This window comes from Pannonibacter sp. SL95 (assembly GCF_026672425.1).
In the GTDB taxonomy this organism is placed as follows: domain Bacteria; phylum Pseudomonadota; class Alphaproteobacteria; order Rhizobiales; family Stappiaceae; genus Pannonibacter.
Genome location: NZ_JAPPRC010000006.1, coordinates 1,215,031 through 1,241,539 on the forward strand (window position 1 = coordinate 1,215,031; position 26,509 = coordinate 1,241,539).

The 26,509-nt window shown below is 65.3% G+C and carries 26 protein-coding genes; 8 read left to right on the forward strand and 18 right to left on the reverse strand.

All coding sequences use genetic code 11. The features are described 5' to 3' along the window. Window positions 1–111: 111 nt before the first annotated feature. Window positions 112–1,215, reverse strand: coding sequence for a saccharopine dehydrogenase family protein (locus OVA12_RS22475; RefSeq protein WP_268140954.1), 1,104 nt, complete (start codon window positions 1,213–1,215; stop codon window positions 112–114). A 142-nt stretch (window positions 1,216–1,357) separates the two neighbouring features. Between OVA12_RS22475 and OVA12_RS22480 the strand changes: the two genes are divergently transcribed. From OVA12_RS22480 to OVA12_RS22495, 4 genes are all read left to right on the forward strand, one after another. Next, window positions 1,358–1,798, forward strand: a complete 441-nt coding sequence (locus OVA12_RS22480) for an Lrp/AsnC family transcriptional regulator (RefSeq protein ID WP_106752417.1) — start codon at window positions 1,358–1,360, stop codon at window positions 1,796–1,798. A 258-nt stretch (window positions 1,799–2,056) separates the two neighbouring features. Beyond that, entirely contained in the window at window positions 2,057–2,980 is a 924-nt protein-coding gene (locus tag OVA12_RS22485) for a LysR family transcriptional regulator (protein WP_268140956.1), read from the forward strand. Window positions 2,981–3,061: 81 nt separating this feature from the next. Then, a complete protein-coding gene (locus OVA12_RS22490) occupies window positions 3,062–3,778 on the forward strand; it encodes a phosphatidylserine decarboxylase (RefSeq protein ID WP_268141489.1) in 717 nt (238 codons plus the stop codon). Between the two features lie 10 nt (window positions 3,779–3,788). Then, entirely contained in the window at window positions 3,789–4,688 is a 900-nt protein-coding gene (locus OVA12_RS22495) for a CDP-alcohol phosphatidyltransferase family protein (RefSeq protein ID WP_268140958.1), read from the forward strand. A gap of 284 nt (window positions 4,689–4,972) precedes the next feature. Here OVA12_RS22495 and OVA12_RS22500 read toward each other — a convergent pair whose 3' ends face one another. The 4 genes from OVA12_RS22500 to OVA12_RS22515 form a co-directional block, all read right to left on the reverse strand. After that, a complete protein-coding gene (locus tag OVA12_RS22500; protein WP_268140960.1) occupies window positions 4,973–8,503 on the reverse strand; it encodes an efflux RND transporter permease subunit in 3,531 nt (1,176 codons plus the stop codon). Next, entirely contained in the window at window positions 8,500–9,603 is a 1,104-nt protein-coding gene (locus OVA12_RS22505) for an efflux RND transporter periplasmic adaptor subunit (protein ID WP_268140962.1), read from the reverse strand. Before OVA12_RS22505 ends, OVA12_RS22500 begins: the two co-directional genes overlap by 4 nt. 34 nt (window positions 9,604–9,637) lie before the next feature. Then, the gene (locus OVA12_RS22510; RefSeq protein WP_268140965.1) at window positions 9,638–10,231 is read right to left on the reverse strand and encodes a PadR family transcriptional regulator; all 594 of its coding nucleotides are present in this window, start codon (window positions 10,229–10,231) and stop codon (window positions 9,638–9,640) included. Between the two features lie 291 nt (window positions 10,232–10,522). Beyond that, entirely contained in the window at window positions 10,523–10,801 is a 279-nt protein-coding gene (locus tag OVA12_RS22515; RefSeq protein ID WP_268140967.1) for a hypothetical protein, read from the reverse strand. A 41-nt stretch (window positions 10,802–10,842) separates the two neighbouring features. Here OVA12_RS22515 and OVA12_RS22520 point away from each other — a divergent pair, with 41 nt between their 5' ends. From OVA12_RS22520 to OVA12_RS22535, 4 genes are all read left to right on the forward strand, one after another. Continuing rightward, window positions 10,843–11,214, forward strand: a complete 372-nt coding sequence (locus OVA12_RS22520) for a hypothetical protein (RefSeq protein ID WP_268140969.1) — start codon at window positions 10,843–10,845, stop codon at window positions 11,212–11,214. A gap of 76 nt (window positions 11,215–11,290) precedes the next feature. Next, entirely contained in the window at window positions 11,291–12,202 is a 912-nt protein-coding gene (puuE, locus tag OVA12_RS22525; protein WP_268140971.1) for an allantoinase PuuE, read from the forward strand. A 72-nt stretch (window positions 12,203–12,274) separates the two neighbouring features. Continuing rightward, the gene (locus OVA12_RS22530; protein WP_268140973.1) at window positions 12,275–13,156 is read left to right on the forward strand and encodes a helix-turn-helix domain-containing protein; all 882 of its coding nucleotides are present in this window, start codon (window positions 12,275–12,277) and stop codon (window positions 13,154–13,156) included. A 142-nt stretch (window positions 13,157–13,298) separates the two neighbouring features. Continuing rightward, window positions 13,299–13,661 (forward strand): hypothetical protein, encoded by a 363-nt coding sequence (locus tag OVA12_RS22535; RefSeq protein WP_268140975.1) that lies wholly within the window; start codon window positions 13,299–13,301, stop codon window positions 13,659–13,661. Here the strand turns inward: OVA12_RS22535 and pobA are convergent. From pobA to OVA12_RS22600, 13 genes are all read right to left on the reverse strand, one after another. Then, the gene (gene pobA, locus OVA12_RS22540) at window positions 13,655–14,824 is read right to left on the reverse strand and encodes a 4-hydroxybenzoate 3-monooxygenase (RefSeq protein ID WP_268140978.1); all 1,170 of its coding nucleotides are present in this window, start codon (window positions 14,822–14,824) and stop codon (window positions 13,655–13,657) included. The two genes, OVA12_RS22535 and pobA, sit on opposite strands and share 7 nt — an antisense overlap. A gap of 347 nt (window positions 14,825–15,171) precedes the next feature. Further along, on the reverse strand, window positions 15,172–17,229 hold the full coding sequence (locus tag OVA12_RS22545; RefSeq protein ID WP_442793930.1) for an ASKHA domain-containing protein: 2,058 nt from the start codon (window positions 17,227–17,229) through the stop codon (window positions 15,172–15,174). A gap of 40 nt (window positions 17,230–17,269) precedes the next feature. After that, entirely contained in the window at window positions 17,270–17,611 is a 342-nt protein-coding gene (locus OVA12_RS22550) for a hypothetical protein (protein ID WP_268140980.1), read from the reverse strand. Between the two features lie 45 nt (window positions 17,612–17,656). Continuing rightward, window positions 17,657–18,613, reverse strand: coding sequence for a methyltetrahydrofolate cobalamin methyltransferase (locus OVA12_RS22555; protein WP_106752071.1), 957 nt, complete (start codon window positions 18,611–18,613; stop codon window positions 17,657–17,659). After that, a complete protein-coding gene (locus OVA12_RS22560) occupies window positions 18,610–19,503 on the reverse strand; it encodes a methylenetetrahydrofolate reductase (protein WP_268140983.1) in 894 nt (297 codons plus the stop codon). Before OVA12_RS22560 ends, OVA12_RS22555 begins: the two co-directional genes overlap by 4 nt. A gap of 14 nt (window positions 19,504–19,517) precedes the next feature. Then, window positions 19,518–19,823, reverse strand: coding sequence for a virulence factor (locus OVA12_RS22565; protein WP_268140985.1), 306 nt, complete (start codon window positions 19,821–19,823; stop codon window positions 19,518–19,520). A 131-nt stretch (window positions 19,824–19,954) separates the two neighbouring features. Continuing rightward, window positions 19,955–20,629, reverse strand: coding sequence for a DUF1638 domain-containing protein (locus OVA12_RS22570; protein ID WP_268140988.1), 675 nt, complete (start codon window positions 20,627–20,629; stop codon window positions 19,955–19,957). Between the two features lie 4 nt (window positions 20,630–20,633). Beyond that, on the reverse strand, window positions 20,634–21,332 hold the full coding sequence (locus OVA12_RS22575) for a corrinoid protein (RefSeq protein ID WP_106752075.1): 699 nt from the start codon (window positions 21,330–21,332) through the stop codon (window positions 20,634–20,636). A gap of 118 nt (window positions 21,333–21,450) precedes the next feature. Continuing rightward, complete coding sequence (locus OVA12_RS22580) at window positions 21,451–21,873, reverse strand: type II toxin-antitoxin system VapC family toxin (protein ID WP_268140991.1); 423 nt, start codon at window positions 21,871–21,873, stop codon at window positions 21,451–21,453. Beyond that, a complete protein-coding gene (locus OVA12_RS22585; protein WP_268140993.1) occupies window positions 21,873–22,118 on the reverse strand; it encodes a type II toxin-antitoxin system VapB family antitoxin in 246 nt (81 codons plus the stop codon). The genes OVA12_RS22580 and OVA12_RS22585 overlap by 1 nt, the downstream gene beginning before the upstream one ends. 75 nt (window positions 22,119–22,193) lie before the next feature. Continuing rightward, on the reverse strand, window positions 22,194–23,864 hold the full coding sequence (locus tag OVA12_RS22590) for a formate--tetrahydrofolate ligase (RefSeq protein WP_268140995.1): 1,671 nt from the start codon (window positions 23,862–23,864) through the stop codon (window positions 22,194–22,196). A 98-nt stretch (window positions 23,865–23,962) separates the two neighbouring features. Further along, complete coding sequence (locus tag OVA12_RS22595; protein ID WP_268140997.1) at window positions 23,963–25,945, reverse strand: putative bifunctional diguanylate cyclase/phosphodiesterase; 1,983 nt, start codon at window positions 25,943–25,945, stop codon at window positions 23,963–23,965. A gap of 30 nt (window positions 25,946–25,975) precedes the next feature. Next, window positions 25,976–26,458 carry an oxidoreductase gene (locus OVA12_RS22600; RefSeq protein ID WP_268140999.1) on the reverse strand — a complete coding sequence of 161 codons (483 nt, stop codon included), beginning with the start codon at window positions 26,456–26,458 and terminating at the stop codon, window positions 25,976–25,978. Window positions 26,459–26,509 lie beyond the last annotated feature (51 nt).

The following is a 26,509-nucleotide window of genomic DNA, read 5'->3' on the forward strand; positions in this document are numbered from 1 at the left end:
AGATTGCGGCCAGCGCTCCGGTTCCAAGTCTGCTGGTTCGCCCCCCTAGGTAGCGGCAGAGTTTGGAACCAGAGACCGCAGCGGTGCTGGGAGGCACCGCTGCGGTTAATCTCACCCCGCCTTGCGATGCCCGGCTTCGCTCTGCGCATAGGCGCTGCCGAAGCGGTTGGCGAGGAAGCGGTCCAGCGGGATTTCCTCCTGCCGGATGAAGCCGGATGACGGCAGCGCGCCATCGGACAGCATGTCGAGCACGGCGCAGATGCCGCTGGCGGTGGTGATCTGGATGGCGCTGAGCAGCTTGCCGGCGACCACGCCGCTGTAGATCTTGTTGGCGTAGGTTTCCTGCACCAGCCGGCCATTCTGACGGCCGCTGACGGTAACAAACACGATCACCACGTCTTGCGTCGTCGTCGGCAGCGCATTCTCCAGGATGTCCTTCAGAACCTCGCGGCGATGCCGGAGGCCAAGGTCATTCAGCAGCGCCTTCATGATCGCCGCATGGCCCGGATAGCGGATGGTCTTGTAGTTGAGCGTCCGCACCTTGCCCTTCAGCGTCTCGCACAGGGTGCCGAGGCCGCCGGAGGTGTTGAAGGCCTCATAGGCGACGCCGTCGAGCGCGAATTCCTCGCGTTCCTCCAGCGCCGGCACCTCGATCAGGTTGCCTTCGACGATGGCCTCGCAGGGCTCGATGTATTCGTTGATGACCCCGTCCGTGCTCCAGGTCAGGTTGTAGTTGAGCGCGTTGGAGGGATACTGGGGCAGGGCACCCACCCGCATCCGCACCGCTTCGAGACTGTCGAAATGGCGGGCGAGATCATGCGCCACGATGGAGATGAAGCCGGGCGCGAGTCCGCACTGCGGAATGAAGGCGGTCGAGGCCGTTGCCGCGATCTCCTTCACCTGCCGGGTGGACTCCACGTCCTCGGTCAGGTCCATGTAATGCACGCCCGCTGCGGCCGCCGCCCTGGCGATGCTGACGGTCAGGTGGAACGGCGCTGCCGACAGCACCGCGAACTTGCCCCGCAAGACCTCGGTCAGACCCGCTCCATCAGCGATGTCGAGCGCGACGGCGGTCACCGCCTTGTGTGGCTCGATTCCGGCCAGATCTGCCAGCGTCCGGTCAATCACCGTGACCTGATAGTCGCCCGTCGCAGCCAGGATGCGGGTGATGGTGGAGCCGATCTTGCCGGCCCCGATGACGGCTACATGCTTCATGCTGTCCCCTCCAGGATCATTTCCTGTCAGGATGTGCGAAACGCTGGTCGATTCACAGCGTTGAAACGGGCATAATGACGCTCGACTTCGGGCAATATGACGAAGAGAATATGCATAGTGACGACAAGGGGGCAAAGTCGACATGACCACGGTGACGATCACCGACGCGGACCGCGCGCTTCTCGACCTCCTTGGCCAGAACGCCCGCATGCCCACCGCGACGCTGGCGCGACGGCTCGGTCTCTCGCGCACCACCGTGCAGGCGCGGCTGGAGCGGCTGGAGCGGGAAGGGGTCATCACCGGCTATGGCGTGCGCCTGTCGGACGAGTACCGCGGCGGCTTCGTCAAGGCGCATGTGCTGATCACGCTGGCGCCGAAGTCCCTGCCGCGCGTGACGGCGGAGCTGAACGGCATTCCCGAGGTGCGCACGCTGCATTCGGTCAGCGGCACCTATGACCTCATCGCCATCGTCTCCGCCGCCTCCATCGCCGAGCTCGACCACCTGATCGACCGCATCGGCGAACTGGAGGGGGTGGAGCGGACGCTGTCGTCCATCATCCTCTCGACACGCATCCAGCGCTGACATGCGCTCCGGCGACCGGTGCCACATGGGCCGGGCGGGGCAGGGGGTGCCGGGCGAGACCTGACAGCCAGTGCCATGCCTGACGGATCGCCGTTGCGCGTTCCTGCCTTGCCCGTTGTTCATGGTGATTGCCGGTGTGCATCATGGTCGTCGCTCCTCTTGCGTCCGGACTGGACGGGTGACGAGGCGACATTCTCACTTTCGATGAAATCTGATAATCTGGCCAAAATCGGAATAACCTTTCGAAGGTATCGGATAATGCGGCTTGAGGATCTGCGCTTCTTCGTCAAGGCGGTCGCCCTCGGCAGCCTGTCAGCGGCCGGCCGCGAGATCGGTCTGTCGCCGTCCGCTGCCAGCTCCCGTCTGGCCGCGCTGGAGCGGGATGTCGGAGCCCAGCTCGTCAACCGCACCACGCGCCGCCTGCAGCTGACCGAGGCCGGGGAACTCTTGATCAGCAACGGCAGCGACGCGCTCGACCTCATTGATGGCACCCTGCGGGAGCTGGAAGCCGGCGGCGAAACCCCGCGCGGAACGTTGCGCCTGTCGTCGAACATGTTCTTCGGCCGCAAGCATGTGCTGCCCTATCTTGCCGAATTCCGTGATCTTTATCCGGATCTGAAACTGCAGCTCGACTTCTCCGACCGGATCGTCGACCTGATGTCGGAGGGCTATGACCTCGCCCTGCGCGGCGCGCCGCTGGCCGATTCCAGCCTGCGCGCGCGCCGTCTTGCCGGAAACCCCCGTGTCCTTTGCGCAGCGCCCAGCTACATTGCGCGCAAGGGCGCGCCGCAGAGCCCGGACGAGCTGAAGCACCATGACTGCCTCACCTTCCGCTCCATGCCGACCTGGTACTTCACCGGCCCGTCCGGCGAGATCGCCGTTCCCGTCGAAGCCTCGATCAGCGGCGACAATGGCGATTTCGCCTATGACGCTGCGATGCTGGGCCTGGGGCTGGCCATCAAGTCGCTGGCCCATGTCTGGGAGGATCTGCGCGACGGCCGGCTTGTCGCGGTCATGCCGGATTATCCGGTGACGCGCGTTGGCGCCATCTGGGCCGTTGCGCCGCCAGGCCGCGCCATGTCGCTGAAGGCGCGTGTGCTCATCGATTTTCTGGCGGCCAAGTACGGAAGCCCGGCCTATTGGGAGGCCGATTACCGGATCGGCGGCACAACAGCGGCCTGAGGCAATTTCAGGGTTCAGTTGCAGCTCCAAAGGCTCTAAGAGTGAACCCGACTGCGGCCGCGATGGCCGCCCCACGCTCAACTGGAACGCCCCATGTCGCTTGTCGATTCCGTCACCAAGGCCCTCGTCCCGATCCACCGCGAAGGCTGGCCCTTCATTGCCATCGCGCTTGCCGCGACGCTGATCCTCGGCTGGTTCATCGAGCCGCTGTTCTGGATCGGCCTCTTCCTTACCGGCTGGGTCTGCTACTTCTTCCGCGATCCGCAACGGGTGACTCCTGTCCAGGACGGTCTTGTCATCTCGCCGGCTGACGGCGTCGTGAGCCAGGTCGGCCCCTGCCGCCCGCCGCTGGAGCTGGACCTCGGCGCCGAGCCGATGATGCGCATTTCCGTGTTCATGAACGTGTTCAACTGCCATGTGAACCGCGCCCCGGTCAGCGGCCGCATCACCCGCGTCGCCTACAAGCCGGGCAAGTTCATCAACGCCGAGCTCGACAAGGCCTCCGAAGACAACGAGCGCAACGGTCTCGTCATCGAGCATGACGGTGTGCACATCGGTGTCGTCCAGATCGCCGGCCTCGTCGCCCGCCGCATCGTCTGCTTCGTCCGCGAAGGCGAGACGATCAACGCTGGCGAGCGTTTTGGCCTCATCCGCTTCGGCTCCCGCCTCGACATCTACATGCCGATGGGCACCGTGCCCAAGGTCGCTCTCGGCCAGACCATGATCGCCGGTGAAACCGTGCTGGCGGACCTGAAGGCCGCCCCGGGCGCCGCCGCGACACTGACCCGGATCAACTGAGGAGATGAGCGTGACCCCGCCCTTTGCCAGTTTCGAACCGGGCGACGAGAACAGCAGCCGGCGGCGGCCAGGCCGGTTCTCGAAGGTCCCGCTCCGTCTCATCCTGCCCAATCTGGTGACGCTGCTGGCCCTGTGCTCGGGCCTCACCGGCATCCGCATGGCGCTGGAAGGCCGCTGGGAATTCGCCGTCGGCGCGGTGCTCATTGCCGCCGTGCTCGACGCGCTCGACGGCCGCGTCGCCCGCCTTCTGAAAGGCACGTCGAAGTTCGGCGCGGAACTGGATTCGCTGGCCGACTTCGTCAACTTCGGCGTCACCCCGGCCCTGATGCTCTATGTCTGGCTGCTGGACGAGGCAAAGTCGCTCGGCTGGATCGCCGCGCTCGCTTACGCGATCTGCGCTGCCCTGCGCCTTGCCCGCTTCAATGCCGCGCTTGATGACCCGGACAAGCCGGCCTGGTCGGTGCATTTCTTCACCGGCGTCCCGGCTCCCGCTGGCGCGCTGACTGTCTTGATGCCAATCTATCTCGAGTTTCTGGGCCTTCTGCCGCATTGGCCGGAGCTGGCCCCGCCGGTGGCGCTCTACACGGTCTTCATCGGCTTCCTGATGATCAGCCGCCTGCCGACCTATTCCGGCAAGAAGGTCGGCACGCGCGTCCGCCGTGATCTGGTGCTGCCGCTGTTCGTTCTGGCGGTGCTGCTGGTCGCGCTAACGGTCAGCTATCCCTACGAGATGCTCGCCCTCGCCTCGCTCGCCTATCTCGCCTCGATCCCCTTTGCCCTGCGCAGCTATCAGGCCCACAAGCGCGCCGATGCCATCGGCCATCCCTTGCCCGAGAACTCGCCGGATGAGGACGACACGCTGACCGACGAAGTCCAGCCTGACCCGTCTGTGGAACGCAAGCCGGACTGACCGCGCCTCTTGCAACATCATCGCCCAAACAAAAACACCGCCGGATTGCTCCGGCGGTGAGGGTAATGAAGCGAGAGTTGGAGTCCACCGGCGTCATCCCGGCCAAGCGCAGCGCCGAGCCGGGACCGGAGAGTCGAGGCCTCGAGTTTTCGGATGAATTAGCCCCAGAGAGACGTTGGCTCTCCGGTCCCGGATCTCCGCTTCGCTGCGTCCGGGATGACGACAGAGGGTTTGTCATCAACCGCGCACCGCCGGATTGCTCCGGCGGTGTTTTGTTGTCTGGCTCACTCCGCTGCCTGGGGCAGGTTCATCGGCGGGGCGGGCGGGTCCTTGCGCTGGGGCAGGCTGACCACGGCCGCTGCCGGCGTGGCCGCTGCCGGTGTGACCGGAGCCGCGGGTTCCGCCGCAACCGGTACCGCGTCGCTCTCTGCTGTCTTGCGCCGGGCAAACCGCTGCCAGGTGCGGACCCAGGTGCTGGGCGCGGCCACCATCACTGGCACCATCACCAGCGTCAGCACGGTCGAGAAGCCAAGTCCGAACATCACCGCCGTCGACAGCTGCACCCACCACACCGAGGTGATGCCGCCGATCGCCGTCACCTGGTTGACGAAGTCCAGGTTGATCTGCGTCGCCATCGGCACCAGGCCGATGATCGTGGTGATGGTCGTCAGCATGATCGGGCGCAGGCGTTGCAGCGACGTCTTGAGGATCGCATCCAGCGTCGCCATGCCGTCCTCGCGGAAGCGGTTGAACGTGTCGAGCAGGATGATGGCGTTGTTCACCACGATGCCCGCCAGCGCCACGATGCCCGTTCCCGTCATGATGATGGAGAACTTCTGGCCCGTGATCCACATGCCCAGCAACACCCCGAACACCGACAGAACCACGGTGAGCAGCGTGATGAAGGTCTGGTAGAACGAGTTGTATTCCGTCAGCAGGATGATGAACATCAGGAACAGCGAGGCGATCATCGCCTTCATCAGGAACTCGCCGCTTTCCTTCTGGTCTTCATCGGCGCCGCGGAACTTCAGGTGCACACTTTCCGGCCAGGTCTGGGTCTTCAGCCAGCTGTCCAGCTCCTGCACCTTTTCGTCCGGCAGCACGCCGGCCGCCTTGTCGACCGAGGCCCTGAGCATCATCGAATACTGGCCATCACGCCGGGTGATCGACGACACCTTCTGTGCCGGTTCGCGGGTGACGAAGTTCGCCAGCGGCACCAGTCCGAGCGGCGTCTGCAGCCGGAGTTCGTCGAACCGGTCCAGTGTGCGCTCGGATTCCGGCAGGCGAACGCGGATGTCCACTTCGTCTTCGCTGTCGTCGGGCCTGTACTTGCCGATCAGTACGCCGTTGGTCACGAGCTGCACCATGCTGCCGACCGAGGCAATGCCTGCCTGATAGCGGCCTGCCTGTTCGCGGTCGATGGAAAGCTGCCATTCGATGCCGGGCAGGGGGCGGTCATCCTCCTGGTCCATCAGCCCGTCCATCTGGTTCATGTGCGCCCGGATCCGCGCCACCGTCTCGACAACGGTGTCGTAGTCCGTCGAGCGCACTTCCAGCTGCACGTCCTTGCCGGTCGGGGGGCCGCCTTCGATCTTGCGCAGTTCTACCTTGATGCCGGGCAGCGGTGCTGTCCGCTCACGGATCTCCTGCGCAATTTCCTCATAGCGCCGGCGGCAGCAGAAGTCGGCCAGATCCATCTGGATTTCGCCGATGACATCAGCCGGCTTGCCCTGAATGCCGAGGGCGTTGCCGCCGCCACCGCCGCCGCCAGGTGCGAAGGCGGAGGTCACCGCATTCTGGATGCCGGGCGTCGAGATGACGACCCGCTCCACATCGGCGACTAGATCCCGGGCTTCGGCAGACGAGAGGTTGCCACGGCCGGAAATCAGCACGACGGCCTGATCAGGCTCCTCGTCCACGAAGAACTCGACACCGCTGCTGTTGGCCGAAAAGCCGATGAAGATCCAGGTGCACAGGGCGATCATGCCGCCGAAGGCGAGCAGGTTGCCGACCGGATTGCCGGCCAGGAACTTCAGCACCCGGACATACAGTCCGCCGATGCCGCCGACTTCGCGCACGTCAAAGGCATGCGACCCGGACAGGATTTCCGCCTGGGCCTTGTCTTCGGCAGCCCGGATGGCGGCCCGTGCCTGCGACCAGCGCACGACCGGACGCAGCACCAGGAACGACAACACGCCGGCGACAACGAAGGCAAGTGCCGCCAGCGGCGTCACAAGACCTTCCGGAACGCCAAGCCCGAGCACCGGAGCTTCAACAACCGTCGCGGCCGCCAGTCCGGCGAACACCAGCGCCAGAAGCGTGGTTGCATGCCGGGAAATGAAGCGGGAGACGATGGCGAAGATACCGCCGGTGACCGGAATGAACACGGTTGCGGTAATCGTGGCGGCCGTCAGGACGATGATCACCATGATTGGCAGGTAGCTCATGAACTCGCCCGCCACCCCCGGCCACATCAGCATCGGCAGGAAGGCTGCCAGCGTCGTTGCCGTGGAGGACATGATCGGCATGAACATCAGCTTGGCGGCCCGGATATAGGCCTCCAGGTCGTCCATGCCTTCCGCAATCTTGCGGTCGGCGTATTCCACCATCACGATGGCGCCGTCCACCAGCATGCCAACGGTCAGCACTAGGCCGAACATCACCATGATGTTCACGGTGTAGCCAAGGCCAGCCAGGATCAGGAAGCCGACCATGAACGAGGTCGGGATCGCCAGACCCACCAGAAGGGCCGAGCGCACGCCGAGTGTCGCGATGATCAGCACCATCACGAGGAAAATGGCCGTCAGGATCGAGGATTCCAGCGAGCCCAGCACTTCGAAGATGTTGGCTGACTGGTCGAGCATGAAGTCGACCCGGATCGTCTCCGGCCAGTCCTTCGAGGTCTCCTCGACAACCTTGCGCACCGCCTCGTTGTTGATGATGACGTTGGTGCCGATCCGCTTGGTCACGTTCAGCGCGATGGCCGGGTTGCCGTTGACGCGGGTGTAGGACGTCGCGTCCTTGAACGTGCGCCGGATTTCAGCCACGTCCCCAAGCGTGACGACGCCTTCCCCGAACTGCTTCAGCGGCAGGGAGTAAACGTCCTCGGCGGTCTCGACGAGACCGGGAACCTTGACGTTGAACCGGCCCGCGCCGCTGTCAATGAAGCCTGCGGGAACCAGCTGGTTGTTCTGCGTCAGCGACGTCAGCAGCTCCTGCTGGGTGATGGCGTAGGATTCCAGCTTGCGTGTGTCGATCAGCACTTCCAGCAGCTCGTCCCGGTGCCCGGCAAGATCGGCCGAGCGGACCGTGTCGATGGATTCGATCTGGTCCTTCAGCTTGCGTGCGTGGGTGTAGAGCGTGCGTTCCGGAACATTGCCCGACAGCGTCACGGTGATCGTCGGGGCGAGGGCGAAGTTGGTTTCGCTGATCGTCGGCTCATCTGCCTCGGTCGGCAGCTTGGCCTTGGCCTGATCCACCTTGTCGCGCACGTCCGACATGGCCTCGTCCTTGTTGAACGAGATGTCGAATTCCAGAATGATGCCGGCATGGCCTTCGGAGGCGATTGCCGTCAGTTCCTTCAGCCCGTCCAGGCTGCGCAGCTCGGTTTCCATCGGCCGCACAAGCAGCCGCTCTGCGTCCTCCGGCGAAATGCCCTGCTGGCTGATCGAGACATAGAACACCGGTACGTCAATGTCCGGGCTGTCTTCCTTCGGGATCCCGATGTAGGTCACCGTGCCGGCGATGACGAGCGCCATCATCAGCATGAAAACCGTTTTTGGGCGGCGCAGGACCGCTTCAAGCATCTCGATCATTGAGAAACCTCCGCAACATCCAGCACCGGCTCGACCGTCTGGCCATCGCCAACGTAGTCCTGGCCGACGATGATCAACTTCACCGTTTCCGGCAGGCCGGCGATCCAGACACCGTCGGCTTCACCACCAATGACAGTCACCGGCATGAACTGGGCGGTGTTGTCATCGCGCACGATCCGCACGCCGACACGGCCAGCGTCGTCCAGTGTCAGGATGGCTGGCGAAATCTTGTGCGCTTTCTCGGCCTTGAGCGGCAACCGTGTCAGCGCCGTGGTGCCGTCGCGGGCAATCCCGTCCGGATTGGGGAACTCGATCTCGACACGGAACGTCCGCGTGTTGGGGTCAGCAGCCGGCGCGACGTAGCGCACCTTGCCCTTCGGCACCTGGCCAGTGACGAGATTGACCTCGGCCGGCATTCCGACCTGGATGAGGCCGATTTCGGCTTCCGGCACCTGGCCAATCGCGATCATCGGATCGGTGTCGACCAGTGTGCCACAGGCCGCGCCAATCGACAGGTGATCGCCAACCTTGGCCATCGGGCTTTCGACGACGCCGGAGACAGGCGCGCGGATGACTGTGCGCTCCAGCTCCAGTTCAGCCTCGCGCAGGCGCGCCGTGGCTGCGTCAAACCCGGCCTTCAGGGCTGCCACCCGGTTCTCGGCCGCAAAGCCTTTCGAGCTGAGCTGGCTGGCGGCATCAAAGTCCAGCTTTGCCTGCGCCAGCATTGCCTCGGCTTCCAGAACGCGGGCCTCGCGGGTGCCGCGGTCAAGCACGCAGAGCACATCGCCCTTGGCGACGGTTCCGCCTTCCCGAGCCGGGCGCTCCTTGATCTGGCCGCTGGTCTCGGCCCGCACGGTCACCTTGGCTTCGGCCTCGGTGATGCCGCGGATTTCCAGCGTGGTGATCCGGTCGAGCGCGGTCATGTTCCGCACCTTGACCTTGAACGGCGCATCCTTGCGGCTTTCCTGCCGGGCTGCGGGGGGAGGGGCAGCGGTTTCGCTGTCAGCACGGCCGCCAACAACCACATCGCCGCTCCACATCCAGAAGCCCACGCCTCCGGCAATGAGGGCCGCGAGCACATAGGACATCTTCAGTTGCATGACCTGAACTCCGTCATACGGAAAAAGGGGTGTTTCATTCAGCTGCCGTCGGCAGCTTGCAGCGATCTTGCTCAACATGGGCCAGCGCCACGGCATCGCTGCCGCTCCTGACCTCGGCCAGACGTTCAAGCTCGCTGCGGTTCATTTCGAGGTATCTGAGGTTCTGTTCCATGCAGGTGATGCCGCAGTTGATCGTCCAGGCCGTGGCCGGATGGTCGCAATCGGCGGTCATCTGCTTGAGCTGGTCGATTTCGGCCTTGATCTGCTCCATGTGCCGGTCGATGGCCCGGCGCACGACAGTCCCGCCCACCAGATCGGCGCACATGGCCACGAGCAGGAAGGGCGAGCGGAACGTGTCCTTCGCCAGCGGCTCGGACAGAAGCGCGCGCAGCTCGTCGCGCCCCCCTTCGGTGATGGAATAGACCTTGCGCGCCGGCTTGCCGTCCTGCGCCTCATGGCGGAACGTCACCAGGCCCTCGGCCTCCAGCTTGGCCAAGGTCGGGTAGATCGAGCCGAAGCCGGCCTCTTCGAAGTAACTGAACTCGCCTTCGGTCGAGGCCTTCCGGATTTCATATCCGGTGGCATCACCAAAATTGAGAATGGCCAGGCAAAGTCTGCGCACGCTCATGATCCTGCTCTGCCCCGTGTCCGGCTGTGACAGGTGTCCCGCCCGTCAGCATCCATGTTTCGCCTTTGTCGGCCCTTGCGGGCACCGATGGCGACCGGGTCCGCCCGTGAGGACAGGTTTTGTCCGTCTGGGCGGTGCTCGACCGGCCGTGATGTTCTGGACTGGCGCTTGCGTCAGACCGTTTCGTGCTGCCTGATCCGCCGCTCTTTGCCGCGAGCTTGCGGGGGCCGTCTCTTGATTTCGTCGCCGGGAAGGCCATCTCTCGTCTGCGGCGTTCCCGCCGCAGTCGGCTCAGCCTGCCGCAACGATCCTTGTACGGTTCAATGCCAATATCGGATCGATATATATCAAAACAATATAGCTTGGCAAAATATTCAGGTGCTGCCTGGTTTCAGGTGCAGCCAGAGAGGAAGCGTTAGCCCTGCTTGCCGGTGTGATGGCTTCTGTGGTGGATCGCCGCGCATCTTGCGCCTTTTGCACCATTGCCGAAGTCAAAAAGCTGGCGCATGCTCTCATGGTGCTTCGCGGTCGGCTGGCCCGGACACCGACAAAAAAATCAGGCAGCGCCACGCGTCTGCCCCTGTGCGACCAGACCCGGATCTGGAGGTCCCATGATGACGACTGAGTTTTCCTTTCTGCAGCGCCAGGCTGATCGCCTCCTTCCGCAAAACCCGCTGTTCCGCCTGCTGGCAATCAATGGTGTGATCGGTTTCGGGGTGTCGATGCTGGCCTTCGGTGGCCTGCTCGTGAGCAACGCAGCGGGCCTGCGCGATCTCATCGCCAACGCCGAGGATCCGGTGGTCCCCCTCGTGCTGCTTGCCTTCGGCCTTCTGATCACCCTCGGCTCTGCCGTCATGGGCACCGCGATCATGTCGCTGTCCTCTGACGATGACACCGGGTCCGGTCGCCGGGACCGCATTGAGGGCGAGCTGATCCCGATCCGCGTGCACGCCACTGTGCGCCGCCCGCTTCCTCGCGACTGACAGCGCGCATCTGCGTCTTGCCAAAGCCGCGCGGGTCAGGTTCCATAGCCTGAATTTGCAGAAGGAATTCAGGCGCATGGACGCATCCTATCCCCGTGACATGGTCGGCTACGGCCGTGCCATTCCCCATCCGCACTGGCCGGGCGAGGCCAATGTGGCGGTGCAGTTCGTCGTCAACTACGAGGAAGGCGGCGAGAACAACATCCTGCATGGCGATGCGGCCTCCGAGGCCTTCCTGTCCGAGATCGTCGGGGCACAGCCCTGGCCGGGCAAGCGCCACTGGAACATGGAATCCATCTACGAATACGGCTCGCGCGCCGGCTTCTGGCGGTTGTGGCGCATGTTCACCAGCCGCAACATCCCCGTCACCGTCTATGGCGTCGCGACCGCGCTCGCCCGCAATCCGGACGTTGTCGCGGCCATGAAGGAGGCCGACTGGGAAATCGCCTCGCACGGCCTCAAGTGGATCGAGCACGCCGACATGCCGGAGGAGGTGGAGCGCGCCCAGATCCTCGAGGCCATCCGCCTGCATGAGGAGGTGACCGGCTCACGCCCGATGGGCTGGTACACCGGCCGCTGCTCCATGAACACCCGCCGCCTCGTCATGGAAACCGGCGGTTTCCTCTATGACAGCGACAGCTACGCCGACGATCTGCCCTATTGGGTCGAGGGCCCGAACGGGCCGCATCTGGTCATTCCCTACACGCTCGACGCCAACGACATGCGCTTCGCCACGCCCCAGGGCTTCAACACCGGCGACCACTTCTTCGACTATCTGAAGGACAGCTTCGACACGCTCTACCGCGAGGGCGAGGAGGGCAGCCCGAAGATGATGTCGATCGGCCTGCATTGCCGCCTCGTCGGTCGTCCGGGCCGGGCAGCCGCGCTCGCCCGCTTCCTCGACTATGTCGCCGGCCACGACAAGGTCTGGCTCACCCGCCGCATCGACATCGCCTGGCACTGGCACGCCCACCACTCCGCCGGGTGAGGGCATTTGATGGGGCTTTGGGCGGTTCATGCCGGATCGCCCGGCCCATATCCTCCAAACCCTGAGCCCGCCATGCCGTCGCCCGCGTCCCTTCCCAGTTACCACCTCTACGGCGAGACCGAGGGCGCGGCGGAGTTTGACTTCTTCCACATCGAGACCATCCGCGCCCGCTCCCGGGCGCTCGGCTGGCAGCTCGAGCCCCATGCCCACGCCCATCTGGCCCAGGTGCTGCACATCACGCGTGGTGGCGGGCGGCTGGTGGAGGAGGGGAGCGAGCGCGAGATCCGCCCCGGCGGCCTCTGCTTCACCCCGCCGCACACGCTGCATGGCTGGAGTTTCCAGCCCGACACCGAGGGCTATGTGGTCTCCTTCACGCCGGACTATCTCGTCTCCGGCGGCACAACCCGATCGGAAGCCGAGCAGCGCGCGCTGACCTCGAGCGGCAACACGCTGATCCATCCCGAGGCCGATGGCGTCCGCCTCGGCTTCTACTGCGCCGAGATGGCGGCCGAATTCGACACCGGCCGCCGCCGCCGCGCCCTGTTCCGCCCGCTCGTGGCCTTGACGCTCCTGGTGCTGTTTCCCGGCGAAGGCCCGGCCGTTGCCCCCGATGCCGCCCCCGGCTTTTCCCTGTTCCGCTTTCGCCAGCTGGTCGAGGAGCGCTACCGCCAGGACTGGAACGCAGAGCCCTATGCCGAGGCCATGGGCCTCACCGTGCAACGGCTCAACCGCTACTGCCGCCTGTTCATCGGCCGCACCGCGCCCCAGGCGGTGCGCGAGCGTCTCATCATCGAGGCGCGCCGCCTGCTCGCCTTCTCCGGCCTCAGCGTGTCCCAGGTCGCCTATGAGTTGGGTTTCGAGGATCCGGCCTATTTCTCCCGCGTCTTCCGCAAGGAGACCGGCGAGGCACCGGCCGATTTCCGTGCCCGTCACCGCGACGACGGCCCCGCCTGATCCGTCGCTTCCGAAATTAGCCAATCGTCAACATTAACGATGTTTTAACAATTTGAGTTAATTTCGCGTAAAGGGTGTGGGGTTGGCTGCCTGCCTGCGTTAATCAATAGGGCAGGAGATGAACTGACCGGACCGCCCTCGCATGAGCCGCCTGCTGACCCTGACGCCCCGCTACGCCGGGATCTATCTGACCGCGATCAATCTGATGCTCGTCGGCTGGCTCGTCGGCCTCGATCCGCGCGCGGTGAGTGATGTTGCCCACACCATCGTACCCTCGGTGGTCGGGCAGGAGACGCTCCAGCTCTCCGCCTCGCGCCTCATCCCCTTCAGCGAGCTGTGCCCGCCCTGCACCCGCCTCGTGCGCGATGTGATCGCCTTTGACCGGCAGATCACCGCCGATGCCCAAACCTACATGACCAGCCTTCTGTTCACTGCACAGGCCGATACTGAACAGGCCGATACTGCGCAGGCCGACCCGGAGCAGGCCGAGGCTTTGGTTCAGTAAGGCAGTCCAGCGTAGTTTTCCGCAAGGCTCGTCTGCGCCGCCTGCGATCCGGCGAGATAATCCATCTCCGCTTGCTGCATCCGCGCGTCGAAGGCGCCTTCCTCCGGAAACTGGTGCAACAGCCGCGTCATCCACCAGGAGAAGCGTTCCGCCTTCCAGATCCGTGCCAGCGCCCGCGCCGAATAGGCATCGATCCCGGCCCTCGATTTCTCGCGGTAGAACTCGATCAGGCCGTCCGAGAGATAGTGGATGTCGGATGCGGCCAGATTGAGCCCCTTCGCCCCCGTCGGCGGCACGATATGGCCCGCGTCCCCGGCCAGGAACAGCCGGCCGAAGCGCAGGGGTTCAGCGACGAAGCTGCGCAAGGGGGCAATGCTCTTCTCGATCGACGGTCCGGTTCGCATCCGCGCGGCCGCCTCCTCGCCCAGCCGGCGCTTCAGCTCGTCCCAGATCGCCGCATCCGGCCAGGCCTCCAGCGGCGTGTCGAGCGGCACCTGGATGTAATAGCGCGACAGGCTGTGCGAGCGCATCGAAGCCAGCGCGAAACCGCGCGGGTGGTTGGCATAGATCAGCTCGTGGTCCACCGGCGGCACATGCGCCAAGATGCCCAGCCAGCCAAAGGGATAGACCTTTTCGTAGTCGGTGATCGCCCCCTTGGGCACGCTCGCCCGCGCCACGCCATGATAACCGTCGCAGCCGCAGATGAAGTCGCAGGCGATCTCCCGCGTCACCCCGTCCTGCATATAGGTCACCCGCGGATGGTCGCCGTCGAAGTCGAGCGGCGTCACCGCCTCGGCCTCGTAAATGACCTGTGCGTCCCGCGCGTCATGCGCCTGCATCAGGTCCCGCGTCACCTCGGTCTGGCCATAGACCATGACGCTCCGCCCGGTCAGCCGCTTCAGGTCGATCCTGAGGGCTGTCTCGCCCACGGCAAGGCGGAACCCGTCATGCGGCAGCCCGATCTCGTGCATGCGCTGGCCCAGTCCGGCGCGTTCCAGCATGTCCACCATGCCCTGTTCCAGCACGCCTGCGCGGATGCGCGACAGCACGTAGTCGGCGCTCTTGCGCTCCAGCACCACGCAATCAATGCCGCTCAGATGCAGAAGCTGCGACAGCAGCAGGCCCGACGGCCCGGCTCCAATAATGACGACCTGCGTGCGCACGGGAATCTCCTCCTCACCCGGCCGCCCCTCCGCCGCCGGTGAAGGCCACTCTCTCCCATGCGCTGTTCTGTCTGAATGGACGATCCGGGCAAACGCTTGGACTATTTCGCCAGCGATGCCCCACCCGGCGTCTGACTCATTTCGTGAAGCCCCTGACTCAGTTTCACAACCACCGGACTCACCACATCAACTTGCGAAAGCTGTTGCGGAAACAGGGTCTTGTCCAATGAAACGGAATCGGATTGTGACCTGGCTGAATCAATCTGCGAGGCCCTGCAAGCAGATGCGGACGTGGATACGGCGCGCCCCGCTGGCAGCGCGGGGCGCCGATGCCAAGGGTCAGTCCTTCACCCCCGCCGCCGTCTCCGGCGGCCGCCGTCGGGGCCATCGTTGCCGCCTTTAGGTTCCGGCAGGGCCACGGCGGCGCGGAGTTTTTCGAACGGGTCGGCCTTGTTGGGCAGGGCCATGGCATTGACGAAATGCGCCTGGAAATCGGGCTCCAGCGCGGTCTCGATCTTCTCGATGCCGCGCACGATCTCTTCCACCTCGCGCCGGTGCTTGCGGCTGAGGAGGGCCATGCGCGCGCCTGTGCCGGCGGCATTGCCCACCCCGCTGACCGCGTCGAGGTCGCAATCCGGAATGAGGCCGATGACCATGGCATACATCGGGTCGATGTAGCTGCCGAAGGCACCGGCAAGACGGATGCGGTCGATGGGCGGATTGCCGAGCTTGTCGGAGAGCAGCTTCACGCCGGCATAGAGCGCGGCCTTGGCGAGCTGGATCGAGCGGATGTCGGTCTGGGTGATGGTGATCGCAATGCCGTCACCGGCGATGACATAGCTGTAGGTGCGCCCGTTCGGCACGATCCGCGCCGTGCGTTCGGCCATTGCCCCGTCGATGACGCCGTCCTCGTTGATGAGGCCTGAGAGATACATCTCCGCCACCGCCTCGATGATGCCCGAGCCGCAGATGCCGGTGACGCCGACCTGATCGACCTTCTCGGCAAAGCCCGGCTCGTCCGACCACTCGTCCAGCCCGATGACCTTGAAGCGCGGCTCCAGCGTCACCCGGTCGATGCGGATGCGCTCGATCGCGCCGGGGGCCGCGCGCTGGCCGCAGGTGATCTCCGCGCCCTCGAAGGCGGGGCCGGTGGGGGAGGAGGCGGCGAGCAGCCGGTCGCGGTTGCCCAGCACGATTTCCGCATTGGTGCCGATGTCGACGAGAAGCGTCAGCGCCTCGCCCTTGCCGGGCGCCTCGGCCAGCGTTGCGGCGGCCGCGTCGGCGCCAACATGGCCGGCAATGCAGGGCAGCATGTAGACGCGCGCGCCCGGCGCCAGTTCCAGCACCAGATCACGGGCGGGCAGCGTCAGCGCGTCGGAGACGGCGAGTGCAAAGGGCGCGCCGCCGAGCTCCGTCGGGTCGATGCCCAGAAACAGGTGATGCATCACCGGATTGCCGACGAAGGTGGCGTTGAGCACATCGCTGCGGCTTGCGCCGACGTCTGCGACAAGCTTGCCGACCAGCGCGTTGATTGCCTCGCGCACGGTGCGGGTGAGGTCCGGCAGGCGCGCCGGGTTCATCTGCACATAGGAGACGCGCGACATCAGATCCTCGCCGAAGCGGATCTGCGGATTGGACGTGCCGGCTGAGGAAACGGTGCGACCGGTCGTCAGGTCGCACAGATGCGCGGCGATGGTGGTCGAGCCGATGTCCACGGCAAGGCCGTAGGCGGTGGTCTTCTCGCCGGGCCACAGGCCGATGACGAGCGGCGGCTCGCCCGCGTCGTCATAAAGCGCGGCCGTCACCTGCCACTGTCCCTTGCGCAGGACGGTCTGGACGCTCGCCAGCAGCGGCGGATCGAAGCGCAGGCCGGTAAGGCCGGAGGCCGCTTCAAGCGCCTCGCGCAGGCGGTCGGCATCACCGCGCGGGGTCTCCATGTCCGGCTCTTCAACCCGCACGGTGACGAGGCGAACAGCCGGATCGGGATCGATGTGGCGGATCTCGGCGCGCTTGCGCACGATCTGCCGGTTGGTCTGGGCCTCCGTCGGCACGTCGATGACAAGATCGCCGAGGATTTTCGCCTGGCAGGACAGGCGCCGGTCACTGGCCAGCCCGCGCAGCTCGGCGTAGCGGCTTTCCTTGTCGGTCGCCGGCGCGAGATGCCCGGCGGCGCTCGACAGGCCTTCCTTGGCAAACTGGCCCTCGGACACCGAGCACTGGCACTTGCCGCAAATGCCGCGCCCGCCGCAGACAGATTCTACGTACACCCCGAGCGCCCTGGCGGCATCCAGCAGCGGCGTGCCGATGTCGAACGTCCCGCGCCGGCCGCTCGGCTGGAACACCACGCGGGCGGTGACCTGCGGCGCGGCAGGCGAGGAGGAAGAACCGGTGGCTGGCGTCGGCAGGCTGTCGTTCAAGGTGTCCTCAATGTGCGTTCGGGCGGTGTCAGGTCTTGGTCAGCCGCCGGGTGTTGGCGCGCACGCGCTTGGCAAAGGGCTTCACCGCCGCATGGGCGATGGGTTCGGGCTTCAGGGCCGCCGGCTTGCGGCCAAGCGCCACCTGGGTCATCGCGCGGGTCGCCTGCAGGGCCATGGCCTGCTGCGCGGCCAGCGTGCCTTCAACCATGGCGGCGGCCTTCTCGCCGATCATGCGGCCCATCTCGGCGTTTTCGCGGGTGGAGCCGGTGGCGGCGGCCAGCAGCATCGCTTGCGTGCGCATGGCGATGACGAGGGGAGCCTGAAACCACAGGCTGGCCAGATCATTGGTGAACTGCTTGGAACGGGACATGATCACTCCGACCGGCAGCGGGGAGAGGGGCGGTATGCCCGGGGCTCACCCCTGCCGCAGGCGAGCCTCGCGTCCACCGCGCCGGCGCGATGCGCCTGCAGCGGGTGCTTCCGGTCCGGCGGGCGCGCCTTCGGCCCCGCCGGGCTTGTAGTCGCGATAGTTCATGATCCATTCCTGACAGTTGGGGTCATTGCCGGCAAGCACATTCCCGGCGCGCACCATTTCCATCTCCTGCGGCCGGCAGGGGTTCATGATGGCGCTGGTCATGCCGCTGGCGATCACCATCGGGATGAAGGCCGAGTTGATGCCATGGCGATGCGGCAGGCCGAAGGAGATGTTGGAGAGGCCGCAGGTGGTGTTCACCTTCAGCTCCTCGCGCAGCCGGCGCAGGAGATGGAACACCTGGCGTCCCGCCGTTCCCATCGCCCCGATCGGCATCACCAGAGGGTCGACCACGATGTCGCAGGCCGGAATGCCATAGTCGGCCGCCCGTTCCACGATCTTCTTGGCAACCGCGAACCGCACGTCCGGATCCTCGGAAATGCCGGTCTCGTCGTTGGAGATCGCCACCACCGGTACGTTGTATTTCTTGATGAGCGGCAGGATCGCCTCGAGCTTTTCGTCCTCGCCGGTCACCGAATTGACCAGCGGCCGGCCCTTGGCCACCTTCAGACCGGCCTCGATGGCGGCTGACACGGATGAATCGATGGACAAGGGAATGTCGACAAGCCCCTGAACGATCTCGAGAGTTTTGACGAGGAGCGGCGGTTCCGTCTCGTTCGGATTGACCGCTGTCACGCCGGCATTGATGTCGAGCATCGTCGCGCCGGCGGCCACCTGCGCCAGCGCGTCCTTGATGACCGTGTCGAAGTTGCCTTCGATCATCTCGGCCGCCAGCTTCTTGCGCCCCGTCGGGTTGATGCGCTCGCCGATGACGCAGAACGGCTGGTCAAAGCCGATGACGATTTCCTTCGTGGCGGATGCGACAATCGTGCGGGTCATCGGGCAAGCTCCTGTGCGTCAAAAGGGGAGGCGGCGGCAGGCCCCCAGGACCCGCGCTGGGACAGCCATTCGGTCGTCTTGGCAAGGCCGCCGAAGGGATAGACATGGATCTGGGCGAGCGGGGTGGCCGGATGCGAGCGCACCCGCGCCTCGAGCGGCTCTACCATCGACGCGGGGTCGTAGCCGGTCAGCATCGACACCACGGCGCCACCGCGTTTCTTGAGGAAATTCAGCGAGTTCTCGACGCCGGCGAATGCGGCGAACTTCAGCAGCGTCGTCATCTTGGCCGGCCCCGCCACGCCCAGATGGACGGGAAAGGTGTTGCCCCAGGCCGTCAGTTCGTCCAGCCAGAGCGCGACCCGGTGCGGATCAAACCCGAACTGTGTGACGATCAGGAACGCCGCATCGCTGCTCGCGGCGAGCGCGTGCTTCTTCATCAGGAAGTCCCGGATCACCGGGGCCGGAATGTCGGGCGCGCCTTCCGGATGGCCGGCGACCGCAATGCTGCGGATACCGAGCTTGTCGAACAGTCCCGTCTCGATCAGGGCGACGGACGAGGTCAACGGTCCTGGCGTCTCGGCCTCGCCGGCAATCGCCAGAACGTCCGCGACGCCGGCTTCCTGCGTCAGGCGCGTGATGCGGCGCTCGAAGGCGGCAAGGCTGTCATAGCGCCGGGCCGCCATGTGTGGCACCGGCACCAGTCCGGCGTCCTTGACGCGCCGGGCGGCCTCCACGATCTGGTCCTCGGAGCAGTTGCCGAGATCCGTGACATAGACCCGCGTTCCGAGCGGCACGCCCGTCAGCAGGTCGGATTTTTCGCAGACCTGGCGCGGCGACACCTCGGTCGAGGCGGCAAGGCGTCCGGCAGCATTAAGGCGCGGGTCCGGCATTTGGGGCAGGTTCCTCAGGCTTGCGGCGCAAGGCCGCCATTGGCCGCCAGCGCCAGAACGCGCTCGCGGGGAAAATCGGCAACAAGCGTCGCCACGGCGCGGTCCGCTTCCGCCTCCAGGTCATCGCCAACCTCGACCGGATCGGCGCGGCGCCATTCGGCCAGATAGGCTTCGCTGTCCTTGGCGCCAACGCGCATGGCGGCGGCATCAACGGCTTCCATGAACACGGGCGGCAGTTCCCGGCGGGCAGTCTTGCGGCCGGACTTCACCAGCACCTGGGCCGGAATGTCGCGCCAGTAAACAACGATGAGCTGCGCCATGGATGTCCTTCCGACTGCTCAAGTGATGATCAATCTTGGCTGAAGAACAAGCAGCAGGACGGCAGAAGACGACACGGCACGGTGCGAAAGCGACGCCAGTGGAACGTAAGGGATTCTGCGGAATCGGGCGCTCAGACGGCCGCGCTGCCCTGAGGCGCCGGCTGCAGGAAATCCGCCAACAGTCCATAGCCGGTGGCGATGCGCACGAACGGCAGCCCAAGCGTCGCTGCCGCCTGTTCGGCGGCTCTCGTCAGGTCCGCGTCCTCGGTCTGTGCCAGATAGACAAGCCGGGTGTAGTTGCCGAAATACATGTCGCGCAGCTCGGGATGCCGGTCGAGGCCGAGCGGCTCGATCACCATCGTCTGAAAGTGGCGGGCTAGGAAATCGGTGAGATAAAAGCTGCCAAGCTGGTCGTCCTCCAGCCGGTCGAAGGCGGCGAGCCCGGCGAAGAAGGCGTAGCAGTGCGCGCCGTCGATGCGCTTTGCCTTCGGATGGGCCGCCAGCACCTTGTCGAGATGTCCGCCGGTGCCGCAATCGGCATAGGCCACCAGCACCTCGTCATAGCCCGCGCCCCGGTCGGCGAGTGCTGTAGCCACCGCCGGTGCGATCCGGTCCGGTGTGTTGTGCAATTGCGCGGGCAGGCAATGCAGGTCGAGATGGGAGAGTCCATGCTGGGCGGTCAGGGCGAGAATTTCCCGCGCCAGCGCGCCGCAAGCCAGCACGAGGACTGAAGGCTTGCGATCCGTTCCGCCGTCGTCAGGGACAGCGGGCGCGGCCGGGATCTGTGCTCCGGGCCGCGCGGCCATGATCTCAGGCCTTTGCCAGTCGGTTGTGCCGGCGGGCGATCAGGTCCTTGGCGGTTTCCACCGCCACGGCGGCGTCGCGGCAATAGCCATCGGCGCCAACCGCCTCGCCGAATTCCTCGTTCAGCGGCGCGCCGCCGACGAGCACGATATAGTCGTCGCGGATGCCCTTCTCGACCAGCGTGTCGATGACGACCTTCATGTAGGGCATGGTGGTGGTCAACAGCGCCGACAGGCCGATGATGTCCGGCTTGTGCTCCTCGATGGCAGCCAGATAGTTCTCGACCGGATTGTTGATGCCGATGTCGATCACTTCGAAGCCGGCGCCTTCCATCATCATCGAGACGAGGTTCTTGCCGATGTCGTGGATGTCGCCCTTCACGGTGCCAATGACCATCTTGCCGACCTTCGGCGCGTTGGTTTCGGCGAGCAGGGGCCGCAGGATGAACATCCCGGCCTTCATCGCATTGGCCGACAAGAGCACTTCCGGCACGAACAGGATGCCATCGCGGAAGTCGATGCCGACGATGCGCATGCCCTCGACAAGCGCCTTGGTCAGCACCTCATAGGGGGTCCAGCCACGATCCAGCAGGATGCGGACACCCTCCTCGATCTCTTCCTTGAGACCGTCGTAGAGGTCATCGTGCATCTGGGCGACGAGATCGTCGTCGGAAAGGGCACTGAGATCGATATCGTCGTCCGACATGGGCCATCCGTCATTGCTGGAAAAGCTGTCCCATCACACTGCGTGCGCCGCCTCCTGGCCGCTGTCTCCAATCCGACACGCCACGCCTTGACTGCGACAGGCTGGCGGTCGCCTGGGCTCAGCCGAGATCGGTGCGGGCGAAGTCCGCGCCCTTGTAGAGAAGCGTGAGCCCGCGTGACCTCGCGCAGGCATAGGCAAAGCAGTCGCCGAAGTTCAGCTCCGCCGGATGGCCGACCATCTTACCATAGGTGCTGGCGGCCTCGAGTGCTGCCTCGCCGACCTCGGTGGTGATCGGTATGTCGGAGCAGGCGAGATCCTCGATCAACGCGTCGACCGCATCCCGGGCCTGTGCCAGCGCGCGCCGCCGTGCCTCCGGCGAGCCTTCACGGCAGCGTGCCCGCGCCAGACCGGCGATGGCTTCGAAGCGGACCAGCGGCGAGACATGAAATCCTGTCCCTTGCGCGTCAAGGCGAGCCGTCAGGTCGCCCGCGTCAGTTTCAGGCAACAGCAGGGCAATGATCGCCGAGGCATCGAGGAACATCACGCCTCATCCCAAAGGTCAGCGCGGAAAGCCTTGAAATCAAAGTCCGGATCCGGCGTGCCGATCTCTGCGGCGAGCTGGCGGGATCGGGCGAGCCGCTCGGCAACCGGCAGCACTTGCCGTTGCCTGTCGATCTCGTTGCGCAGGGCCGTGCGCACGGCTTCCGTCTTGCTGCTGGCCCCGATGAGGGCCTGTAGTTCACGGGCAAGTTCGAGAACCTCGTCGTCCTTGACATAGAGCGGCATGGGATATCCTCCGGCAGGATATCCATATCACGTTACGGGATATTCGTCACGCGCAGCGCCGGCGAGACCGCCCGCTCAGAACAACCCCTCGATCTGCCCGTCGGCATTGAGGCCGATGCTCAGGGCGGCGGGCTGCTTGGGCAGGCCGGGCATGGTCATGATGTCGCCGCAGATGGCCACGACGAAGCCGGCACCGGCCGACAGGCGCACCTCGCGCACCGGCAGCTCGTGGCCCTCAGGCGCACCCAGCAGGGTCGGATCGGCGGAAAAGGAATACTGGGTCTTGGCCATGCAGACCGGCAGATGGCCGTAGCCCGCCTCCTGCCAGCGCTCCAGCTGCTCGCGCGCGGCCTTGTCGAACACCACGCTGCCGGCCCGGTAGATGCGCCGGGCGATGGTCTCGATCTTGTCGGCGAGCGGCAGGACGTCCTCGTAGAGCGGGGCGAAGCGGGCGCTGCCGCCTTCCACCAGTTCCACCACCTTGCGCGCCAGTGCTTCCGTACCCTTCGAGCCTTCGGCCCAGTGGGTGGAGAGGATCGCCTCGACGCCGAGGCCGGCGCAGAAGGCCTGCACGGCGGCGATCTCGGCGGCCGTGTCGCTGGTGAAATGGTTGAGCGCCACCACCACCGGCACGCCGAAGGACTTGAGGTTCTCGATATGCCGGCCAAGGTTGACGCAGCCGGCGGTGACGGCTTCCACGTTCTCCGCGCCAAGGTCCGCCTTGGCGATGCCGCCATTCATCTTCAGCGCCCTGACGGTGGCGACCAGCACGGCCGCCGAGGGGGCGAGCCCCCCCTTGCGGCACTTGATGTCGAAGAATTTCTCCGCGCCGAGATCCGCGCCGAAGCCCGCTTCCGTCACCACATAGTCGGCCAGCCGCAGCGCCGTATCGGTGGCAATCAGCGAGTTGCAGCCATGGGCAATGTTGGCGAAAGGCCCGCCATGCACGAGGGCAGGGGTGTGCTCAAGCGTCTGCACCAGGTTGGGCTGGAACGCTTCCTTGAGCAGCACGGTCATGGCCCCGTCGGCGCCAAGGTCCCTGGCTGTGACCGGCGAGCGGTCGCGCCGCGAGCCGACCACAATGCGGCCGAGCCGCTCGGTCAGATCGTTCAGGTCGCGGGCCAGGCACAGGATTGCCATCACTTCCGAGGCGACGGTGATGTCGAAGCCCGCCTCACGCGGCACGCCGTTGGCCGGGCCACCGAGCCCCACCACCAGATTGCGCAGCGCCCGGTCGTTCATGTCCAGCGCCCGGCGCAGGGCGATGCGGCGGGTGTCGATCTGAAGCGCATTGCCCCAGTAGAGGTGATTGTCGAGCAGGGCGCAGAGGAGATTGTGCGCGGCGGTGATGGCGTGGAAATCACCGGTGAAATGCAGGTTGATGTCCTCCATCGGCACCACCTGCGCATTGCCGCCGCCGGCCGCGCCGCCCTTCATGCCGAAGCAAGGCCCGAGCGAGGGCTCGCGCAGGCAGATCGCCGCCTTCTTGCCGATGCGGGACAGCCCGTCGCCGAGGCCGACGGTCGTCGTCGTCTTGCCCTCGCCGGCGGGTGTCGGGTTGATCGCGGTCACCAGCACCAGCTTGCCGCGCGGGCGGTCCTTCAGGGTCGCGATGAAGGACGCCGAGATCTTGGCCTTGGTCTTGCCATAGGGCTCCAGCGCATCTTCAGGGATCCCAAGTCGCGCCGCGACCTCCGGCATCGGCTTGAGGGTCGCTGCGCGGGCAATCTCGATGTCGCTGGCCATGATCTGGTTCCGTGGAATCGTTGGCTCTTGTGGGACTTCTTTCGTAGCGTGCCGTTACGATTGTGGGAACCGGTTTCGCCTGAAACCAACCGCCAAGATCAGCTCGCAGACGGGCTTTTGTCCACCAGCCGCAGATGCGCCCGGCGCCCGGCCGGAGCCGGTAACGCGGTCCCCAAAAGGCGCGCGGAGAGAATGTTCAGCGGTACAGCGGCCCCGAACAGATAGCCCTGACCGATCCGGCAGCCGACGTGGCGCAGCAGATTGCGCTGTTCTTCTGTCTCGACACCTTCGACCGTCACCTTGATCCCGAGCTGCGAGGCAAGACCGACCACCGCCTGGATGATCGACAGGGAGTGCGGATCCGAGCCAATCGAACGCACGAAGCTGCGGTCGACCTTCAGTTCGTCCCAGTCGAACAGGCGCAAATAGGACAGCGCCGAGTAGCCGGTGCCGAAATCATCAAGTGCGATTGCGACGCCCAGCTGCTTCAGCTTGCGCAGCGTGGCGATACAGCGATCAGTGTCCGACATGACGATGGACTCTGTCACTTCCAGCTTGAGCCGTGCCGGCGAAAGCCCTGTGCGTCCCAGGATCTCCTGAACGGTGTCGACCAGATCGTCCCGTACGAGCTGGGCGACCGACAGGTTGACGGAGACCTTCACGTCTGCCGGCATCAGCGTGGCTTCTGCACAGGCGCGTTCAAGGATCGCGCGGCCCAGTTCGACAACCTTGCCGGAGCTTTCGGCGATCGGGACAAATTCGTCTGGCCCGATCCGGCCCAGGATCGGATGCGTCCAGCGTGCGAGTGCCTCGACACCCACGATCCGGCCGTTCTCCATGTCGACCTGCGGCTGGTACTGCGGCGAAATCTCGCCGAGGGCGATGGCTGCGATAAGGTCGGACTCGATGCGCCGCCGCCGGGTCAGGTCAGCACGCATGGTCACATCGAACAGCTGCACGGTGCCCTTGTTGCGGGCTTTGGCATGGCTGAGGGCAAGATCGGCGTTGTCAGGCAGCTGCATCGGGTCCGGCGTCGCGGGCGTTGCGACCGCAAGGCCGATGGTGGCCTGGATGACCACTGTGCCATCGGGAAGGCGATAGGGCTCGGCGAGCGCGCGCCGCAGGTTCTCGGCTTTGTCGAGCGCCTCCGACACGCCATCCTCAACGCGCAGGATCACCACGAATTCGTCGCCGCCGAAGCGGGCGGCCGAGGCCTCGGGCCACAAGCTGACAAATTTCGACAGGCGGTCACCGACTGCGATCAGCAACGTATCGCCGGCGGTGTGTCCGAGCGTGTCATTGATGGCCTTGAAGCCATCGAGATCGATGGCGAGTACGGCAACGCAGCCAGGTCTCTGGCGCTCGATCTCCAGTGCGAAGGCATCATGGAACGCGAGGCGATTGGGCAGGGACGTCAGCGCGTCATGCCGGGCCAGAAAGGCGTGATTGGCGGCACAGGTTGCGGCCGTTGCATGCGCACGGCTGAGCCAGCGGTTCTGCAGCAAGAGGAAGACCACCAGCAGCGAGCCGAGCGACAGGAGAAGGCCGGTGATCCAGGTCTCGACCGTCAGCTGTCCGCGCAGGCTTTTGCGTACGGCCTCGGCTTCATTCAGACTGGCGCTGTAAGCTTCGCCGCCGATCCGGTCCATGGCAGTCGAGATCGCGATCAGGTCACGCATCAACTGTGCCCGGGCCTGAGGTTCCTCAAGTTTCTCGACCAGCGGCTCAAGGCTCGTCAGGTCCCGCACGAGACCTTCGAAGCGGGCTTCGCGCAAGGGCGAGGAGGCAATGAACTTGCCGAACTCACCGGCCCCCCAGGTGTTGAGGCGGCCAACAACGATCTGGAAGAACAGCTTCACATCATTGGCTGCATCCTGGTCTCCGGTCGCAGCAAACCGGGCCACCCGTTCGCGCAGTGACGTCACCTCCAGCCGGCCGTTGAAGCCAGTCCACGCGATGTCATAGCGCTTCGCCTGATCCACCGTTGACTGGTGCGAGACGATCAGGTGCGAATAGATGACTGCCGCCAGCCCGAGGCCAAGGACGGCAATGATTGCGAGGCGGCGAACCAGGGTAATCATGGTGACCAGCTTCCAAAGTGTCTCACGGCCTCAGCGCAACGCGATGCTGCGCACCTGCCAGACAGAACGCGAATAATGGACTTCGGTATTGAGAGCCGGGTCCGCGTCGAACGGATAGATGATGAACACCGGCCCCTTGTCGGACACGGGCATGTATTGACCGTCCCGTTTCAATGCCAGGATCGCCTTGTTCGTCACGAGATCGTCGACCGGAACGTCGATCGAATAGGCATTCAGCGCGGTCACTTCAGCGGTATCGCCCTGCGCTTTCAGGACTTCCATCAACCGGGCGAAAGCGACGCCCTCGAAGGTGACCTTGCCGTCGTGCCAGGGGGTCGAGGTGGTGAACGTCTGCGTTCCGAGTGCCTCCAGTTCGGCCAGGCTGAAACTGCGTCTGCCGCCGTCAAACTGGCCCTCGACCGTCAGAACCGTGGCTCCTTCGGCTGCCTGTACGGGCAGGCACAGGCCAGTGAGAACAACAAGCGATGCAAGGATGCGCTGGATGAAGGGCATGACAGTCTCCGTCGCGAAACTGCCCTTAAGGTACCCTGTGGCGGCGAACGA

Coding starts and splice junctions, on each gene's coding strand:
- OVA12_RS22560 (WP_268140983.1), bottom strand. CDS start 19,503: ATGCCGGACCCGCGCCTTAATGCTGCCGGACGCCTTGCCGCCTCGACC.
- puuE (WP_268140971.1), top strand. CDS start 11,291: ATGGACGCATCCTATCCCCGTGACATGGTCGGCTACGGCCGTGCCATT.
- OVA12_RS22550 (WP_268140980.1), bottom strand. CDS start 17,611: ATGTCCCGTTCCAAGCAGTTCACCAATGATCTGGCCAGCCTGTGGTTT.
- OVA12_RS22520 (WP_268140969.1), top strand. CDS start 10,843: ATGATGACGACTGAGTTTTCCTTTCTGCAGCGCCAGGCTGATCGCCTC.
- OVA12_RS22600 (WP_268140999.1), bottom strand. CDS start 26,458: ATGCCCTTCATCCAGCGCATCCTTGCATCGCTTGTTGTTCTCACTGGC.
- OVA12_RS22530 (WP_268140973.1), top strand. CDS start 12,275: ATGCCGTCGCCCGCGTCCCTTCCCAGTTACCACCTCTACGGCGAGACC.
- OVA12_RS22500 (WP_268140960.1), bottom strand. CDS start 8,503: ATGATCGAGATGCTTGAAGCGGTCCTGCGCCGCCCAAAAACGGTTTTC.
- OVA12_RS22555 (WP_106752071.1), bottom strand. CDS start 18,613: ATGACCCGCACGATTGTCGCATCCGCCACGAAGGAAATCGTCATCGGC.
- OVA12_RS22535 (WP_268140975.1), top strand. CDS start 13,299: ATGAGCCGCCTGCTGACCCTGACGCCCCGCTACGCCGGGATCTATCTG.
- OVA12_RS22595 (WP_268140997.1), bottom strand. CDS start 25,945: ATGATTACCCTGGTTCGCCGCCTCGCAATCATTGCCGTCCTTGGCCTC.
- OVA12_RS22480 (WP_106752417.1), top strand. CDS start 1,358: ATGACCACGGTGACGATCACCGACGCGGACCGCGCGCTTCTCGACCTC.
- OVA12_RS22590 (WP_268140995.1), bottom strand. CDS start 23,864: ATGGCCAGCGACATCGAGATTGCCCGCGCAGCGACCCTCAAGCCGATG.
- OVA12_RS22575 (WP_106752075.1), bottom strand. CDS start 21,332: ATGTCGGACGACGATATCGATCTCAGTGCCCTTTCCGACGACGATCTC.
- OVA12_RS22580 (WP_268140991.1), bottom strand. CDS start 21,873: ATGTTCCTCGATGCCTCGGCGATCATTGCCCTGCTGTTGCCTGAAACT.
- OVA12_RS22485 (WP_268140956.1), top strand. CDS start 2,057: ATGCGGCTTGAGGATCTGCGCTTCTTCGTCAAGGCGGTCGCCCTCGGC.
- OVA12_RS22565 (WP_268140985.1), bottom strand. CDS start 19,823: ATGGCGCAGCTCATCGTTGTTTACTGGCGCGACATTCCGGCCCAGGTG.
- OVA12_RS22570 (WP_268140988.1), bottom strand. CDS start 20,629: ATGGCCGCGCGGCCCGGAGCACAGATCCCGGCCGCGCCCGCTGTCCCT.
- OVA12_RS22475 (WP_268140954.1), bottom strand. CDS start 1,215: ATGAAGCATGTAGCCGTCATCGGGGCCGGCAAGATCGGCTCCACCATC.
- OVA12_RS22510 (WP_268140965.1), bottom strand. CDS start 10,231: ATGAGCGTGCGCAGACTTTGCCTGGCCATTCTCAATTTTGGTGATGCC.
- OVA12_RS22585 (WP_268140993.1), bottom strand. CDS start 22,118: ATGCCGCTCTATGTCAAGGACGACGAGGTTCTCGAACTTGCCCGTGAA.
- OVA12_RS22505 (WP_268140962.1), bottom strand. CDS start 9,603: ATGCAACTGAAGATGTCCTATGTGCTCGCGGCCCTCATTGCCGGAGGC.